Source organism: Pseudomonas botevensis (assembly GCF_019145475.1).
Taxonomy (GTDB): domain Bacteria; phylum Pseudomonadota; class Gammaproteobacteria; order Pseudomonadales; family Pseudomonadaceae; genus Aquipseudomonas; species Aquipseudomonas botevensis.
Genome location: NZ_JAHTKI010000020.1, coordinates 23,920 through 39,954, shown reverse-complemented (window position 1 = coordinate 39,954; position 16,035 = coordinate 23,920). Strand labels below are relative to the sequence as shown.

The following is a 16,035-nucleotide window of genomic DNA, read 5'->3' as shown; positions in this document are numbered from 1 at the left end:
GCGAATCAGAGAAGAACATCCAGCCGGAAATAGATCGGTGCTTCACGCTCGCTCAACGCGTCGGGGCGCTCCAGCGAATGGGCGAAGGTCACACTCGCCGCCAGGTGCTGGCCCTTGGCGAAAAGCTCGATCGAGTCACTGGACAACCGGCCGTGTTGCGTGCCGTTGTAGCGATCGTGGCTGATCACGCCCTGGTCGTAGCCCAGGCTGCTGCCGTATTCCGTCAGCACTGGACTCAGCCACGCCCAACTCACCGGTCGACTCCAGCGCAAGTCGTTGCGCCAGTAGCCGCCGCTGTCGCCGGACAACTGCTGATCCTTGTAACCACGGATCGACGACAACCCGCCCAGGCTCAGGCGTTGTGGGCTGAACAACACGTCTTCACTGCGTTGACCGGTCATCAGGCTGCTGAAACTCAGCGACTCTTCCCACAGCTTGAAGGGCTGCAAGTAGCTCAGGGTGCCGGTGTATTTGCGGTAGCGTGCATCCGGTTCGCCCGGTCCCGGATGGTCGTTGCTCTGGGCATCGAAAGCGCCGATACCGTCCTGCATGCCCAGGTCGAGGTTGACGAAGGCAGAGCCGACCCGCCGTCCGTGGTTGAACCCCAATTGCGCCTCGCTCAGTTGGTTGCTGCTCAGCGCCAGCTTGCTGTCTTCGATGAAATTGTGGGTGCTCAGGTGGGACACGTCGGCGCTCAGGGACGTCTTGCTCACGGCATCGCGGTAGATCACCCGCTCGGCCTTGAATTGATGGTTCTGACTGTCACCGGTCTGCTTGAAGTTGAAACCATTGGCCTGCGCCTGAGAGCGGTAGTTGCTCTGGCTGTAGGCATAACTGAAATTCCACCAGCCCCACGGCAGGTTGTAATTGAGCGTGGCGTTGTCGGACGTATGCTGGTGATCGCTCACCGCATCGTGACCGCCGCGCAACGACAACTGATCGGCCAGACCCAGCGGGCTGTCCCAATCCAGCGTGGTGTCCCACTGTTGCTCGCCCGTGCTGCGCTGGCCGTCATTGCTGCGGGACAGTCCGGCGCGCCAGGGTTTTTGCGGGGTGTTTTTGACCAGCACCTCACTGCCACCGACGTTATTGCCCGGCGTCAGCTCCATCTGCGCCTGATTCGATGGCAGGCGATTCAGTTGGTCGACCAGTTGTTCGATCTCGCGCAGATTGACCAGCTCGCCGGTTTTACCCGGAAAAGCCATGGCCAGTTCACGGTCCGACAGCCGGCTGCCCTGCGCGCCTTTCAATCCTTCGAGCTTGCCCTCGACCACCAGCACACGCAGGTGACCGCTGGAAAGATCCTGCTGTGGCAGATAAGCACGGCTGGTGACCAGGCCTTTTTCGATGTAGTGATCGGTGATGACTTTGAGCAGCTCATTGAGCTGGGGAACGCCCAGGCACTGACCGACATAAGGCTTGAGCAAGCGCTCGCGCTCGGCGGCTGACAGGCTCTGCGCGCCTTTGAGTTCGATGTCCTTGATGAGGAAGCAACGGGTATCGGAAGGAATGGCCGGTGCTGCCGGTGCCGCACCGTTACCCGGCAATGCCTTGAGTTCTTCAAGACGCTGGCGCTGCTCTTCAAGCAGGCGATCCTGGCGGTCGCGGATCAGGTCTTGTTCACCGGGAGTCGGCGCTGCCTGGGCATCGATAATGCTGGCCTGAGCGATGATGAAAAGCGCCAGAGAGGTGCTCATCCTGAGAGTTGAAACGCGCATGCCCGCCCCTCCATGAAGGCACTACGCCATCAATTTTCGGCGATGCTATGGTGGCGCTTTAATGGCGTCAATTTCTCACGCATGAAACTAATTTCATCCTCTGGAGTGGCGTATTTCTTGACCCAAAACGCCACAACGAGTAACGCCGAACTCCCGCACGAGGGACAAAAAAAGGGCGGCCAACCGGCCGCCCGAAGCGTACTGCCACGAGAGTCCTTACAACGTCAGCTGTCCGCGCTCCTCCTCCGTCAGCTGTTGTTTGGCCTGGTCATCCAGCGCCCCTGCTCCCAACACCTGCACCGGGCTGTTCGGGTTGTAACCCGGCGCGGGTGCGCGGCTGGCGCCGTCGCGGTTGGGGGCCAGTTGTTCGCTGCCGAAGCTGATGACTTGCACGGTGAAAACCGAGGCCTGGTTTTGTCGTGAGGCGGCCTGTTGCTGACGCGCGACGTCTTCTGCCGCTTGCGTGGCGGAGGATGCGGCGGAGCTGGCCGAGGTGATGGCGCCGGTGTTGACCGCTGCCACCACCGGAACGCCGGTGGCCTTGCCTTGCACCGCAATGTTGGCGGCGTTGACCACTGTCAGCGCGGCGATGTTGACGTTGCCGGAGACGCGGATCCCCGCCTCGCCTGCGTCGATGGTCCCCAGCGGCGCGATCAGGTCGATGTCGCCCGGCGCCACTTCGGCAATCGGGTTCAGAGTGGCGATACCGGCACCGGTGCTCGGCACCGAAGGCGACAGGGTCACGTTGCCCCAGGTGTCGTACACGCGTTTGGGCGGGGTGTAGACCACGGTGGTTTTCGAGCCGCGGCCGGCGTTGATGTCGCCCTCGGCGGACCAGCCGAGAATCGAGCCGCCGAAGGTGGTCATGATCCGGCTCTGGCCCAGCAGGATGCTGCCCTGGGAATAGAGCTGAATGTTGCCCGAACCCTGAGTGATGATCCCCGCCGTGGACGGCGGTGCCGCGCCTTCGATGCCGAATACCTGGCCGCCGCCCGGCGTGAGCATCTGGATGTCGCCGCCGAACAGGGTCTTGACCCCGGCACCGCCGTAGAGGGTGATGTCGCCGTCGTAGCGGATCGGGTTGCCAGCCACATCAACGCTCGGGAACAACGCCGCAATGGCGTTGCGGCCGCGCAGGTAACTGCCTTTGCGCGGGCCATCGGCGTCGGTGTATTCGAGGCCGCCGGCACGCAGTTCGGCGAAGTACACCTGCCGCGCGAAGACCGCCTGCTCGGCACCCGGCAACGCGGCGAAGAAGGCTTTGGCCTGTTCTTCGTTGCCGCTGAAGCCGTAGCCGAGGGTCAGCCAGCTCTGCAATTCGCCAAGGTAGGTCTTGACCACTTTGCCTGGCTGACCGCTGAGGGCGGTGTCCGGACTGGCGAGGTTTTGCGGGTTCAGATAGCGCGCGATGAACCGCGAATAATCCGGCCCTTGGGCGCCTGCGCCGGCCTGCAGCACGATGCTCGCACCCGGAGTTTTGTCCCCCGCCACCAGAGGCCCGAGGCTGATGATGCTGGCGCGATCCTCCATCAGGATGTTGCGCCCGGCGTTGATGTCCAGCACGCCGGGGCCGGCGATGTCGAAGCTGCTGTAGAGAATGTCGCGCCCCGCCGAAACCCGCGACACATCACGCGGGTCGTTGTGAATGAACAGGTTGCCGGTGGAGGTGACGCTGTCGACGCCGTCGCCCATGTCGCTCGCCCCGGCAACGGTCTGGCCCAGGTAGCTGCCGGACGCCACGATGTCGCGCCCGGCGAGCATCCACACCGGGCCTGCGGCTTCGTACCAGGTGCGTTTCGACGGATCGAAACTCAACGTCTCGCCGCTGCGGATACCGATCAGGTCGCCGTTCAAGGCATAGAAACGCGCCGGTGCCTGCACACCGCTCGACCCGGAATAGCTGTCGGCACCGAAGGCGAACAAGGGGTAACGAATGTTGCGGTTTGCCCGATTGCCATCACTGCCGTAATTGCTCACGAGCGGCTGGTTGGCACTGCTGCTGGCGTAGCCGTCGAAGGCCGGAGCAAACGGCGTGGCAATGGCCGACAGGCTCGCGCCGGACTGGTTGATCCCATAGCCGCCGGCATAGATCGAATTGCCCGCCAGCAACTCCAGTTGCCCGGCATGCGAAGGGGCCAGCAACAGCGAATAACTCAGGAGCGGATAGACGCTGGAGATGTTGTAGGCGGCGGACGGCCCGGCATAGATCGAGCCTTGCGCCGCGACCGCGCGCAGGATCGACGGATAGACAAAGCGGCCGTCGGTCGGTGACGTGTTGGTCCCGGTGGTCAGGGTGCCGCCCTCGGTAACCTCGGCCATCTGCGTACTCGGCGTGAGATTGCCGCCAGCGGAAAACAGGTCGATGGCCGTGTGATCGGTCCACAGCGAGAAGCTGCTCAGGCCGCCGCCCGTGTGCTCGACACCGTCCGCGTCGGTGAACGGCGTGGAGTTCTGCAAACGCACCCGTCCCGGATCCGCCGTCCCTCCCAGCACCAGATCACCCCGGGTACTCAGGCGCATGCCCGAATCCCCGGGAATCAGCACCAGCCCACCGCCGGCATTGCCGATGGTCGCAGTGAACGGGTCGAAGGCGCGCACTTCGCGCGGGTCCTGATAAGCGGAATAGGCGCCGTATTGCAGGTTGATCGCGCCCAGCGCGCCCCCCGTCAATTGCGCCGCGCCCCGCAGGTTGATCAGGGCGCCTTGCAGATCATGACGCGGCGCGGCTACGCCGGCTTTACCCGAGCGCGCTTCGAGCGACGGATTCAAGGTGCCGCCGATGCGCACATCCAGATCGCCACCGCCGGTCAGTTGCAGACTGCCGTCGCTGCCCACCCGTCCGGTGCTGCCGACCGCGACGATCAGCCCCTGACTGCGCGGATTCACACCGCTGTCGCCCAACGGCCGGAGCATCCCGCCATCGCCCCCCGCGCGCAGGCTGACGTTGCCGCCACCGAGCGCACCGAACCCGGTGAAGCCGACCAGATACGGCCCGGTGTCGACGCTTTGATCCGGCAACGGCTGGGTCGCGTAGCTGCCGAAGTTGATCCACCAGGCGGCGGGCACATCCGCGTTGCCGCTGCCCTGACGCCAGAGCCAGTTGCCCACCGACACGCTGGCCACCTGCTCGCGCAATGCGGCTTGTGAGTTGACGCCCCGGCGTCCCTCGAGATCCCCGGACACCGAGCCGCCGGCATTGATCGTCAGGTTGCCGCCCAATTCCGGATACCAGGCCTGATAGAGACTGTCGCTGCCACCGTTGACCCATTTTTCGTAATCGCCACCCTGACTGCCCAGCACCGAACCGTCGTCCGACAGCCGCCCCCGTGGCAGGTTGTATTGCGGATCGACATCGCGGGACTGAGTACCGGCGGTGTACACGCCAAACGGCGAGTCCATGCTCAGGTTGCCGGCGGCCAGCAGATCCAGATCGCCGGTGCCGGTACGCAGCACGCTGAACATTTGCGAGTGGGTGGTGACGGTGATCCCGCCCTTGTTCGGCGTGCAGGAGTTCGGGTCGATATCGCACCAGAACAGGTCGTCGTCGATAATCGGCGTGCCCGGCGTCATGCCCAGGATGTTGCCCTCGGCCCAAAGGAATTTGGCGGGCGCGATGCAGGCACCGGGCAGAACGTCGCAATAGAACATGTCCTCGTCTTTCACCACTTCGCCCGCCGGATAGCCGAGCGGATTGCCTTCGGCCCAGACGGTGTCGAGTTTTTTCTCCACCACTTTCAAGCCGTAATGGGTATCCGCCAGGCGCAGGTTGCCGTCGGCCGTCAGCGGCTTCAGGGCACGACTGTCGGCGGCCTCGAGATCGGCGCCGGCCACCAGACGCAGTGACCACGAAGAGCTGCCCGCCGGCAGCATGCTCGCGATGGCCCAGTTGCGACCTTGCTGGGTGGTGTTGGTGTAGCCGCGCAGTTCGATGAACTGCGTGCCATCGGCCAGTACCACGTCGGTCAGGGACGGAATCAGCGAGCCGCGCAGCAACGCCAGCGCACCGCTCAACTTGACCCCGCCGACCTTGTTGTCCGCACCTACCGCACCCGGCAGCGGCACGCCTTTGGGCCAGAGCATGGCTTGCAGGGCGGTGGCGTTGTTCAAGCGGATACCGGCGCCCAGGCGACTGCCGGCCGGCAGGGTCACGCTGTCCTGGAGCAAGGTCCCGGCGGCGTACAGCAAATCGCCCGCCGCATCGTGGACGGCGCCGGACAACACGGTGCCGGCCGCCAGCGTGTAGTCGCCGGCCAGCACGCCCTCCGTCGGCAGCAAGGTGCCGCTGGCGAAGGTCGTCGCCTGAATCGGCAAGTCATAGTTCAACGTGGTGCCCGCCGGAAATTGCGTACCCTCGGCGAGGGTCACGCCCGTGCCCGGCACGATCAGGTCGCCACCGAATGGCTGCACGCCCGGCAGCAGTTTCCAGCCGGCATCATCGACAGTCTCCGGCGGCGGCGCGAAACCGTCGTTGAGGCTGCCGTAGATGTCGAGGTTGCCGCCGGCACGCATCACCAGGCTGGCGGACTCGCCGGAGCCATAAATCGCGGTTTTCTGCGTATGCGGGTTGAGGCTGGCGTAGCGGTAACGGGACAGATCGATATCGCCCTCCACCACCAGATCGCCGTCAGCCGTCTGGCTGGCAATCTCCACGCCCGGACGCAGATGGAACGCATCGGCGTAGGTGGCGTTATTGAGGCCGGCGAGTTTGCGTTGCAGCAGATCGCTGTTATTCAGCGCCGCATCGATGAATGCGCCGTTGTCTGCGTCAATCCGGTCGAACAGCGCCTGATCGATCACCTGATACGGCCGGCCACTGGCCGCCGGATCAACGCCATCGCGGGCATCGGTGTAGCGACGTACGCCGTTGAGGCCGATGGAGCGCGCACCCTGAATGCTCAGCGCGCCGCTGGCATCGATGGCGATGTCATCGGTGCCCAGACGCGGTGCGTTCAGTTCCAGCGTGCCACGTGCGGTGCCGTCGTTCTGCCCCGGCAGTTTACCGAGGGCTGCATCGGTGCCGTGGCGCAGGTCGATGCGGGCGCCGGAGGCCAGAGTCAGCGGGCCGTCAGCGGCATTGAGTTCGACCACGGCGCGGTTCGGCGCATCGATGATCTTGCCGTAGCTGTCGACCCGCAGCACGCGGCCATGGGCATCGAGTACGGCGTTGCCGGTAAGGGTCAGGGCATTTTTCCCCGAGAGGCGAATGCTGCCGACCCGCTCGCCACTAGCATCGATCAAACCGCCGACCGTGAGGCTGCCATTGTCCACCGACACATTGATCTCACCAGCCTTGAGGCCGTCGCCGATCAGCAGATCGCCCTGCTTGAGCTGGAAGCTGCGGCTGCCGAACACCTGGCCCGCGTTCAGGCGCTGGTTGAGCGTAGCAAATTGCTCGTTCAGATCGCCGCCCAGGCGTTGGGCACGAATCTCCACGCCACCGGCCTTGTACGGCACCAGCGTGCCTCCGGCGTCGTAATAGCCGCTGCTGGCGCCGAGGATTGCACCTTGCAGATCGACCGTGCCGGCATCCGCCGCCAGCGCCACCGCACTCAGATTGCCGGCCTGATTGTTCTGCGCCGACAGATCGATCCGCGACCCGCTGGCCTGACGGATATTGCCATTGTGGCTGTAGAGCGCGACGTCGCCACCCCAGCTGTACTTGTTCACGTCGTTGAACGGCAAGGTGCGCCCGGCCAGATCCAGTTGCGCGTTGCCGCTGAGGGTCAGGTCATCCTCAGCCTTGACCTGCAGTTTGCCGCTGGCCAGGGCGATGCGGCTGTCGAGCACGACATCGCGGGCCTCAAGATTGAGTTCCGCGCCCAGCGCATTGGCCACCGGGGCCGTCCCGGCACCGCTCAGGGTCAGGCTGTTGCCGGCCTTGAGGGTGTTGACCGACGCCGCTTCACCGGTCAGCAACGGCGTGTGCAGGTTGAGGTTGCCGCCGCTGTAGACGTAGCCCTTGACCGGGTCATAGACGCCCTGCTCCTGATACACCGCGAGGCTGCCCTTGTGGTTGGCCGTGATGCGTTCGCTGGCCGTGAGGTTGACGTTGCTGAAACCCAACGCCAGACGATCGTTCTGATCCAGCCCGCTCGCCTGCGGGTTCGGGCCGTAGCCGAATTCGATGCGCTGGGCCTGAATGTCCAGGGTGCCGCGGCCGCTGCCGGCGCCGCCGCTGATGACGCTGGCAGGTTTCTGCGTGGCGCCGTTCCAGATCAGGTTGGCAGTGCGGATGGTCGCCACGTCGTCGGCTTCGCCCTGCCCGTAGATCGCCGGGGTCGTCAGCACCAGGTTCTGCAACAGGCTCTGGCCGGTCTGCCGGTCCAGCGTATCGAGGGTGATGTTGCCGAAGAAGTTGAACGAATCCCGCGCAGTCAGGCTCAGGGTTTCCAGTGCCGGGGCACCGAATTGGGTATCGCCCTGAAGCAGGCGATCGAGCACGTTCTGGCTGAGGGTCAGACCCGACGGCACACGACCCGCCGCCGCTGCCAGCGCCTCGGCGCTGCCGGCATTGACCGCGCCCACGGCCAGGGTCAGATGCCGCGTGCCGAAACGCACCGCCTCATCCAGATCGAATTGTTTGTCCGTGGCGGCGGTGATGCTGCCGGCGGAATACAGCACCGTCGGCTGATCGCAGGCCGTCGCCTGGCACGTACCGATGGTGAGACTGCCGGAGGCCGAACTTCCGCTGCTGGCTTCCGGGGCCAGGACATTGGTCCAGCCGTTGGACAGCAACAGCAGGCTGGCGGCACCGGTCTGGTAGATGTACCCGGTCGAGGAATCGTACGGCACCGCGCCGCGCCCAAGGGTGTTGATCCCGGCGCCGGCTTCCACGGTGATGCCGCCGTCCGCCGTGTTGGTGCGCAACAGCACTTCCGGCGCCGACAAGACCGCGCCTTCGCGCAACGTGATGTCGGAGGTGCTGCCGAGAAACGAAATGATATTGCCGGCCGACGCGTAGTCCACCGTTGGCCGGGCGCCGATGGTCAGACGACCGGCGCCGAGGTTGTTGAGCGTATCGGCATACAACGAAACGCCGCTGAAACCTGGCGTGCGGGTATGTCCGCCGCCAAGGATCTCGAAGCTGAAAGCCCCGCCGCGAACCACCGCCCCGCCCTTCATGCCGCCCTCGGTCGGGTTGAACAGAACCTGACCGTTGAAGTCCACGGCAACGTCGTGCTCTCCGCCCTGGAGCAATTCCAGGTTCAGGGTTTTCCCGTCCATCGGCGCCAGCGCCCTCGGCACGCCACGGCGAGTCGCATCGCTCTTGATGAACTGGGTGAAGCTGGTTTCGTTGTATTGCGAATAACGGCGCAAGACATCGGCCGGCGTCACGATCAGCTGATTGGCGACGCTGTCCCGCAGACCGGTATTGGCGACCGACAACAGCCCGGCGCTGCTCCACGAACCATTGCGCATCTTCAACGCATTGCCGGCCAGGCTTTGCGGGGTCTGCCCATTGATCTCCACGCGGAACGCGCCGGGGAGCAAGGCGAATGTCGACGGCAGCAGTGTGTAGGTCCCCGCCGCCAGCCCCGGCACGCCGGCGCCAATGGTGATCTGCTGGCCAATACGCGGGTCCACCGCGCCGCTCTCGCCGAGCATCGGTGCATAGGCGCTCTGATTGCCGGGAACGATGGCATAGACCGGGTTACTGGCCAGCCCCGGCAGGCTGAAAGTGCCGTCGCTGGCATTGCGCACCAACGGGTTGAAACGGGCGTCGGTCGAACCGCCGCGCCCGGACACGAAGCCCGCACCGCGCAAGTCGCCGCCGCCGGACAAATCGATCAGCGCGCCGCTTTGCACGTCCACGTATTGCGACTTCAGGGTGACGCCTGCCGGGCCGCCGGCAATGCCGTGCAGCACCACCGACTCACCGTTGTAGCGGTAGTCGATACCGTCCGTGGTGCCGCCATACGGCATGACCAGCCCGGCAGCGCTGACCGAGGTGACGCTGCCCGGCAGCAAGCTCAGCTCACGGGTCTTGGTGAAGATTTCATCGCCCAGGCTGATGGCGCCCAACGGCGCCCGAATCACCCCGCCCTGCTCGATGTTGCCGGCGATCAGCGACAGGCTGCCGAACACCGAGTACGGCAACGCAGTGGGTGCCGGCCCATGCCGACCGACGCGCAGCGTATGCACCGGGTCGTCGGTGCCGCCCTGATAGCCGACGCGCACTTCGGCGGCGGTATCGCTGGCCGGATAAATCTGCGCGGCGGTGAGGTTCAGGTCACCGGCGGCCCACAACTGGGATTTCACCTGCTTGTCGGTCGGCGCCAGAAAGCGCAGGTCGCCGCGACTGTCGAGCGACACCAGATCGAATCCACGCCGACTGACCTGCGAGTCCGGCGCATTCAACTGGGCAATGCTGCCTTTGGCGCCGAACGACAGACTGTTGACAACGTCCAGCAGATCGGCCGTGGCCGTGAGCTGCGCGGACGACAGGCGCGTGGTCGGGCTGTTGATCACCCGTGGGCGCAACGAGCCGGGAATCGCAAAGTAATTGCCCACCCCGGACAGCCGGATGTAAGGCGCCGACAGGTTGATCCGCGCAGTGTCCGCCGAACCTTCCGCCAGCGAAATCGCCCCGGCGTACAGGTTGAGGCTCTGGTTCATGTGCAGATCGACATCGCCGTCGAACGACAGCAATCCGTTGCTCAGAAGATTCAGGTTGTCGAAACCGCCGGACATCAAGCGATCGGCGCTCAGGCGCGCGCGCCCGTATTGCAGTTCCGGGCTGGACTCTCCCGGTTGCAGATCTGTCGGCAGCAGCGATTGTTCGGCCTGCTGCCCGATGATGATTTCCCTGGGCAGGCGCACCTCGTTGAGTGCTTCAGGCAGGCGATACAGCGGTGTTTCCAGGGCGATGTCCAACTGCCCGCCAGCCGCTCCGGCGCCACCCGCTGCTGCGTGCAACCGGCCGTCGATGAACAGGCCATTGTAGGCGCTCAAACTGATCCGCCCGCCATCCGTGGCGATACGGGTCGGACCCTGGCCGGCGATATCCAGCACCGCTTCGGTGCCGCTGGCTTCCAGCCGCGCGCCCGGGCGGACGATGACGTATGCGTCGGCCGCCGTCGCCGTGGCCAGCTTCGAATTGATCTCACCGCCGATGACGATGCTGCCACCCTTGTCGACCTGTCCGTAAGTGCGCCCCAGGGCATCGGTGGCGGTTACCGCGCGTCCGGCGACATCCAGCACAGCCTGCTCGCCAATCCAGATCGAACGGTCATGGGCCTTGGGATCGAAGTTTTGCGCGAACGTCGCCGGATCGACCGCGCCGAACTGCTGCTGGCGGATATCGATGGTCCCGCCCCAGGCATTGAGTTCGCCGTCGACGGTGATCTGGCCGCCGCCGCGCAGGTTGATGCGCTGCCCCGGATCGACGCTGATGCGCGTCTGGCGACCGATGGTCAGCGTGCTGTTGGCGGCATCGACCAGATCGATCCGGCTCGCCCCGGCCTGCAACGAAAGACTCGCGCCGCCCCGGCGGGTCAGCACGCCCTTGAGCGGATCTTCCTGATACAGCGCCGGCGTCCACAGTTCCAGGGCTGAGCGTGGGTCCACGCCACTGGCCTGGCCCGCTGCCGATTCGCCGAAGCGATAGACCGGCATGCTCACATCGATTCGGGTGTTGTCGCTGACGGTCAAGCCGTTCAGGCCGATCAGGTTATAGGCAGAGAAACCCTTGTCGAACAGGCTGGGTGCCAGTTGCAGAGTGGCGTCAGTCAGTGCCTCGTCGGTCTGGCCGATCAGCACCTTGCCGGCCTGAACCGTCAGGGTGCCGCCACCCGTTACGCCGTAACCACGCACGTCGCCGTCAAACTTCAGTTTCGCAGTGCCGGCGACGGTGTTGGCGCTGGACTCCAGCGTCACGTCGCCGCCCTTGCCGCCGCGCGTCTTGCCGTTGGCCAGCACCGCGCCGCCGGAGGACACATCCAGCAGGCTGCCCGCCCCGATGTCGATGTCAGCGCTGCTGCGGATCGAGATCAACCCACCGTTCAGATAAGCCAGGCTCGCGCCGTCGTCCGGATCGGTGCCCAGATTGCTCCAGACGCCACGGGTATCGAGCTGCACACCCTCGCCCACCGCCACCTGCGTCGGTTTGCCGGGTTGCGCGGTGATCTGGGTGTCGGTGCGGGTGCTGGTCAGCAACTGATTGAGCACGTTACCCAAGTGGAGACTGCCGCCGCGTGCCGTCAGGTTGGCATCGACCTGCACATCCGGCCCGTACAGGGTGATGTCGCCGCCAGTGTCCACGCTGACGGCCTCGTTGACTTCGATCCGGTCTTTGGCCGCGACCTTCAGCGCGCCGAGGCGGAAACCATTGAGTTGATCGGTGTCGAGAAACAGCTTGCCCTTGCGCGCGTCGGACACCGCGCCGGTCAGTTGCAGATCGTCCTCAGCGAGCGGACGCTCGCCGCCAATCTGCACGCGATCGAGCAACGGATTGAGGCTGTACAGCAAGCCACCGGCAGAGGCGACGTAAGCCGGGTCGTAACGGCCGACGATCAGTTGCCCACGCCGCGCCAGCGCGGTCTGGCTTTGCTCATAACCATCCAGTCCGGCGCGCGGCGTGCGGGTCTGGCGCTCACCCTGATACACCTCGCCCAGCAACTGGCCGTCGAGTACCGCGTTGCCGGTCGCGATTACCAATTGCCCGGCATCGCGGCCCACGGTGTAACCCGCTTCCTGGCGCTTGGTCGGGGCAATCAGCGGACTGTAGTAATACTCGGTCTGGCCCCAGCGCTGGCTGGTGTCCTCATAACCCTTGTACAAACCGCTGTAGAGAATGTCCCCCGGGGCCTTCGACACTTCGTACAGACGCCCGTCGGCGCCCCGCAACCAGCTCTGGCGAATCTCGCCGCTCTGCACGTCGAGGGTGCCGCCCGACAGGTTGATCAGCGAGCCTTTCTCGCTGACCACATCGTTGCCGGCGAAACTGACCGTGCCGCCCTGGGCCATCCATTCACCGACGCTGTGGCCCTGGGTGCCGAGGTAACCGCCCACTTCGAGCAGGCCACCGGCGGTGTACCAACGATCAGTCGCATAGCCGTTGGTGCCCGCCGGCACATACACCAGTTCGCGCACATCGACCCACACGTCATTGCTGTTGAGCGCCGCGCCTTCGCGGTTGACCGACGCATCGCGCTGCTCGTTGCCCTGCACGTTGATCTTGATGTTGTTGGATTCCATCGCGACTTTCACGCCGATGGCGCCGGACACATCGATCATCGCGCCGTCGCGCACCAGACTGCGCCGCCCCGCCGCCACCGCGATCTGGCCGCCGGTGGCAAGGGTGATCGAACCGTTCTGGAACTCGACGCTGCCGCCGCTCTGGATGTCGATACGCGACTGGTCGCCGCGAATCCGGTTGTTGGCGTCGACGCCGGTCAGCGCGGCCTTGTGCTGGCTGTCGAGTGCCGTCAGGTCGCTGCTGTCGAGCATGATCGCGGTGGCGCTGCCCTGACCCAGGGTGACGCTGCCGCTGGTGTCGCTGGCCGGGTTGAGCAGGTGAATCGTGCCGCGCGTCGCAACCGAGGTGCTGGCCAGCAGCACGCCGTTTTGCTGAACGTCATGACCGGTCAGGGTGATATCGCCGGTGGCGGCCTGAATCAAGCCGTTGTTGCTGACCTTGCCGGCGTTGCTGTCAGCCTTGAAGCCGGGAACGACTTCGCTGCCGAAGGTCGTGGAGAAACCGTTCCCCTCGGTGCCCGAGCCTTTGCGGATATAGAAACGATCACCGGCAGCGAGCACTGTCTGCCCCTTGGCGGTGCTGATGCTGCCGTCGTTCTGCACTTCGCTGCCGAGCAGCAAGGCATAGCCGCCGGCATCGGTGGACGTCGCGGGTTTTCGGGTTTCAATCGAGGCACCGCGCTCTACCAGCATCTGACCGGCGGCGTCGGTGAAGGTCGGCTGGCTGCCGGTGCTGTCGAAGTACAGGCCGCGATCACGGAACTGGATATCGGTGATGTTCGCCGCCGCGGCCACCAGATTGCGCACGTTGACCTGGCTGCTGCCGCTGAACACGATGCCGTTGCGGTTGATCAGCATCACCGTGCCGTCGCCCTTGATCTGGCCCTGGATCTGGCTTGGCCGGGCACTTGGATCATTGACCCGGTTGAGTACCGCCCAATTGGCCTGCTGGGCAAATTCGACGGTGGTGTTGCGTCCGACGTTGAAGGTTTCCCAGTTGAGAATCGCCTTGTCAGCGGTCTGCTCGATGCGCACGTTGGTCTTGCCGTCCGCCTGGGTCTGCTGCGGGCCTTTGGCGTTCTGCCAGCCTTGCGTGAGGCTGGTGTCGACCTTCAGACCACCCTCGCCCAGACCGTCCGGGACAAACTGCACCGTCCCCAAGGCAGCAGCCCGCCCGGCCGCTTGCGCGGCCTGTTGCGCGGCAATCGCCGCCACGGTGTTGTTCAGGGTCTGGATCGAGCGCTGCAACTGCTGGTTGGCTTTCTGCTGCTGCGCCAGCGGCGGCGTCATGCCCGGCAAGCCGCCCACGCTCGGCCGCGCGGCGGCCGCCTGTTGCGCAGCCCCCTTGGCGGCGAACCAGCTTGAGCTGAACGCCGTCTGCGCGTGCGCACTGCCCGCCACCAGGCACAACGCCACGGCCTGCGCCAGCGGCTTGAGCAGCCACAGCGCCGGGTCCACGGCATCACGCGGGAAGGACTGGACGGGGGTACGACGACGGGACGGGCGAGCGAGCATCACTACGAGATCCTTTTGTTGGCCGCAGGTCGGCAACAACCTGCTGTTACGACATAGGCGGTTGGCGAGGCGCGCGACCGAACGGATGTCACACAAACTTCACGATGGCGGTGTAACGGCGCGCCGCGGCAAAAAAAAATGGCAGCCCCAAAAGGGGCTGCCATCGGTACGGCGGGGTGAATCGTGACGCTTATGGACGGCCGATGGTGTTGCAGACGCTGGCGTTGTTGATGTCCAGCTTGTTGCCGGTGGAGTTGGTGACGAAGTTGGCGGTTACAGCATTTTTCCAGTTGGTCGGAACCACGCTGAAGCCGTGAGCCACGGTAGCGACGGTGTTGCCTGGCACGCTGTAGTGCTGGGTCAGGAAGGCCTTCACGTCAGCCGCCACGGTTGCATCCTTGTAGCACTGGCCGAAGATGAAGTTGGTGTAGGCAGAGATCGGGTAGCCGGTCGAAGGATTGGCAACCACTGGTGCCCACTGAGCCGGGTTGGCGGGTGCGGTTGGCAGTGGAGCGGTCGACAGCGCGGCGGTCACGTTGGCGGTGGTCGGCTGAACACCGTTGACGCGGGCAACCACAGCGTTGCTCGAAGCGTTGACACCGTCCGGACCGACATAACCGATCGAACCGTCAACCGCGTTCACGGTCGAGGCAACGGCGGAGGTATCAGCCACGCCTACCCAGTTGGATGGCAGCGCGGAACCGGCTGGCAGACGTGCGTTGGTGAAGGTGGAGTTGACGGTGAACTTGGTTGGGCAGATCGACGCCAGGTGACGGCTGAGGATCTCGGTGGTGCCGCTGGAAACGTTGCGGTACACGACGCGGATGTCGGTGTTGTCAGAAGTGCCCAGCAGCGGACCCCACTTGGTGACGGTGCCCGAGAACACGTCGCACAGTTGGGCGCTGGTCAGGTTCAGCGCGGTTTGACCGGTTTTCTTGTAAGGGATGGCAACCGAAGTGGCCACCGATGGCAGTTGGATCAGCGGGCCGTACGAAGCACCGAAGGCGCCGTTGTAGGTGCTGATTTCAGTGGCGCTGAGGATCGAGTCGCTACCGGCGAAGTGAACGGTGCCGGTGGTGTTGAACAGTGCCGAGTTGTTGGTCAGGAAAGCGGACTTGCCAGTGCCGCTACCGGTGCCCAGGTAGCTGAAGTTGGCAGGCAGGATGCTGTTGGCAGAGCCTTTGTACAGAGCGGCAGGCAGAGTCGCGCCACCACCGGTTACGTTAGCGGCCATGGCCTGGGCGCAAGACAAAGCAGCGATGGTCAGTGAGGCGGCGATCAGAGTGCGCTTGAACATGAAGAATCTCCTTTTCAACACAGGTTGTGGACTGAGGGTTTCAGGTTTCTTGCATGACACTGGGAGGACTCACCGCTGACCTTCGCAAGCGGGGTCCGTGGTTGAGTCGCACTGAGAAATTCGCAGTTTCCGGTGACAGATAAAGGAAAAAACCTCGGGAGCCGAGGGCTGATTTCAAGGCGATTTTCTCGGGTGTTTCGCGGCCGCTCGGGCCTGTCTGGACCGGGCTTTGCGGCGAAACGGGCTGGAGCCGTTGAAGGGCCGTCGCAGATGACAGAAAGGAGAACCCGAGGATGGCTGGGACGGCAC

The 16,035-nt window shown here is 64.7% G+C and carries 3 protein-coding genes; all 3 read right to left on the bottom strand.

Going from position 1 to position 16,035, the window contains the following annotated elements; all coding sequences use genetic code 11:
- Positions 1–5: 5 nt before the first annotated feature.
- The 3 genes from KVQ74_RS22035 to KVQ74_RS22025 all read right to left on the bottom strand — a co-directional run bounded on the left by KVQ74_RS22035 (position 6) and on the right by KVQ74_RS22025 (position 15,726).
- Positions 6–1,697 (bottom strand): ShlB/FhaC/HecB family hemolysin secretion/activation protein, encoded by a 1,692-nt coding sequence (locus KVQ74_RS22035; RefSeq protein ID WP_217833515.1) that lies wholly within the window; start codon positions 1,695–1,697, stop codon positions 6–8.
- Positions 1,698–1,934: 237 nt separating this feature from the next.
- Positions 1,935–14,429 carry a filamentous hemagglutinin family protein gene (locus KVQ74_RS22030; protein ID WP_217833484.1) on the bottom strand — a complete coding sequence of 4,165 codons (12,495 nt, stop codon included), beginning with the start codon at positions 14,427–14,429 and terminating at the stop codon, positions 1,935–1,937.
- Positions 14,430–14,619: 190 nt separating this feature from the next.
- Positions 14,620–15,726 carry a substrate-binding domain-containing protein gene (locus KVQ74_RS22025; protein WP_217833483.1) on the bottom strand — a complete coding sequence of 369 codons (1,107 nt, stop codon included), beginning with the start codon at positions 15,724–15,726 and terminating at the stop codon, positions 14,620–14,622.
- Positions 15,727–16,035: the final 309 nt, after the last annotated feature.

Coding starts and splice junctions, on each gene's coding strand:
- KVQ74_RS22035 (WP_217833515.1), bottom strand. CDS start 1,697: ATGAGCACCTCTCTGGCGCTTTTCATCATCGCTCAGGCCAGCATTATC.
- KVQ74_RS22030 (WP_217833484.1), bottom strand. CDS start 14,429: ATGCTCGCTCGCCCGTCCCGTCGTCGTACCCCCGTCCAGTCCTTCCCG.
- KVQ74_RS22025 (WP_217833483.1), bottom strand. CDS start 15,726: ATGTTCAAGCGCACTCTGATCGCCGCCTCACTGACCATCGCTGCTTTG.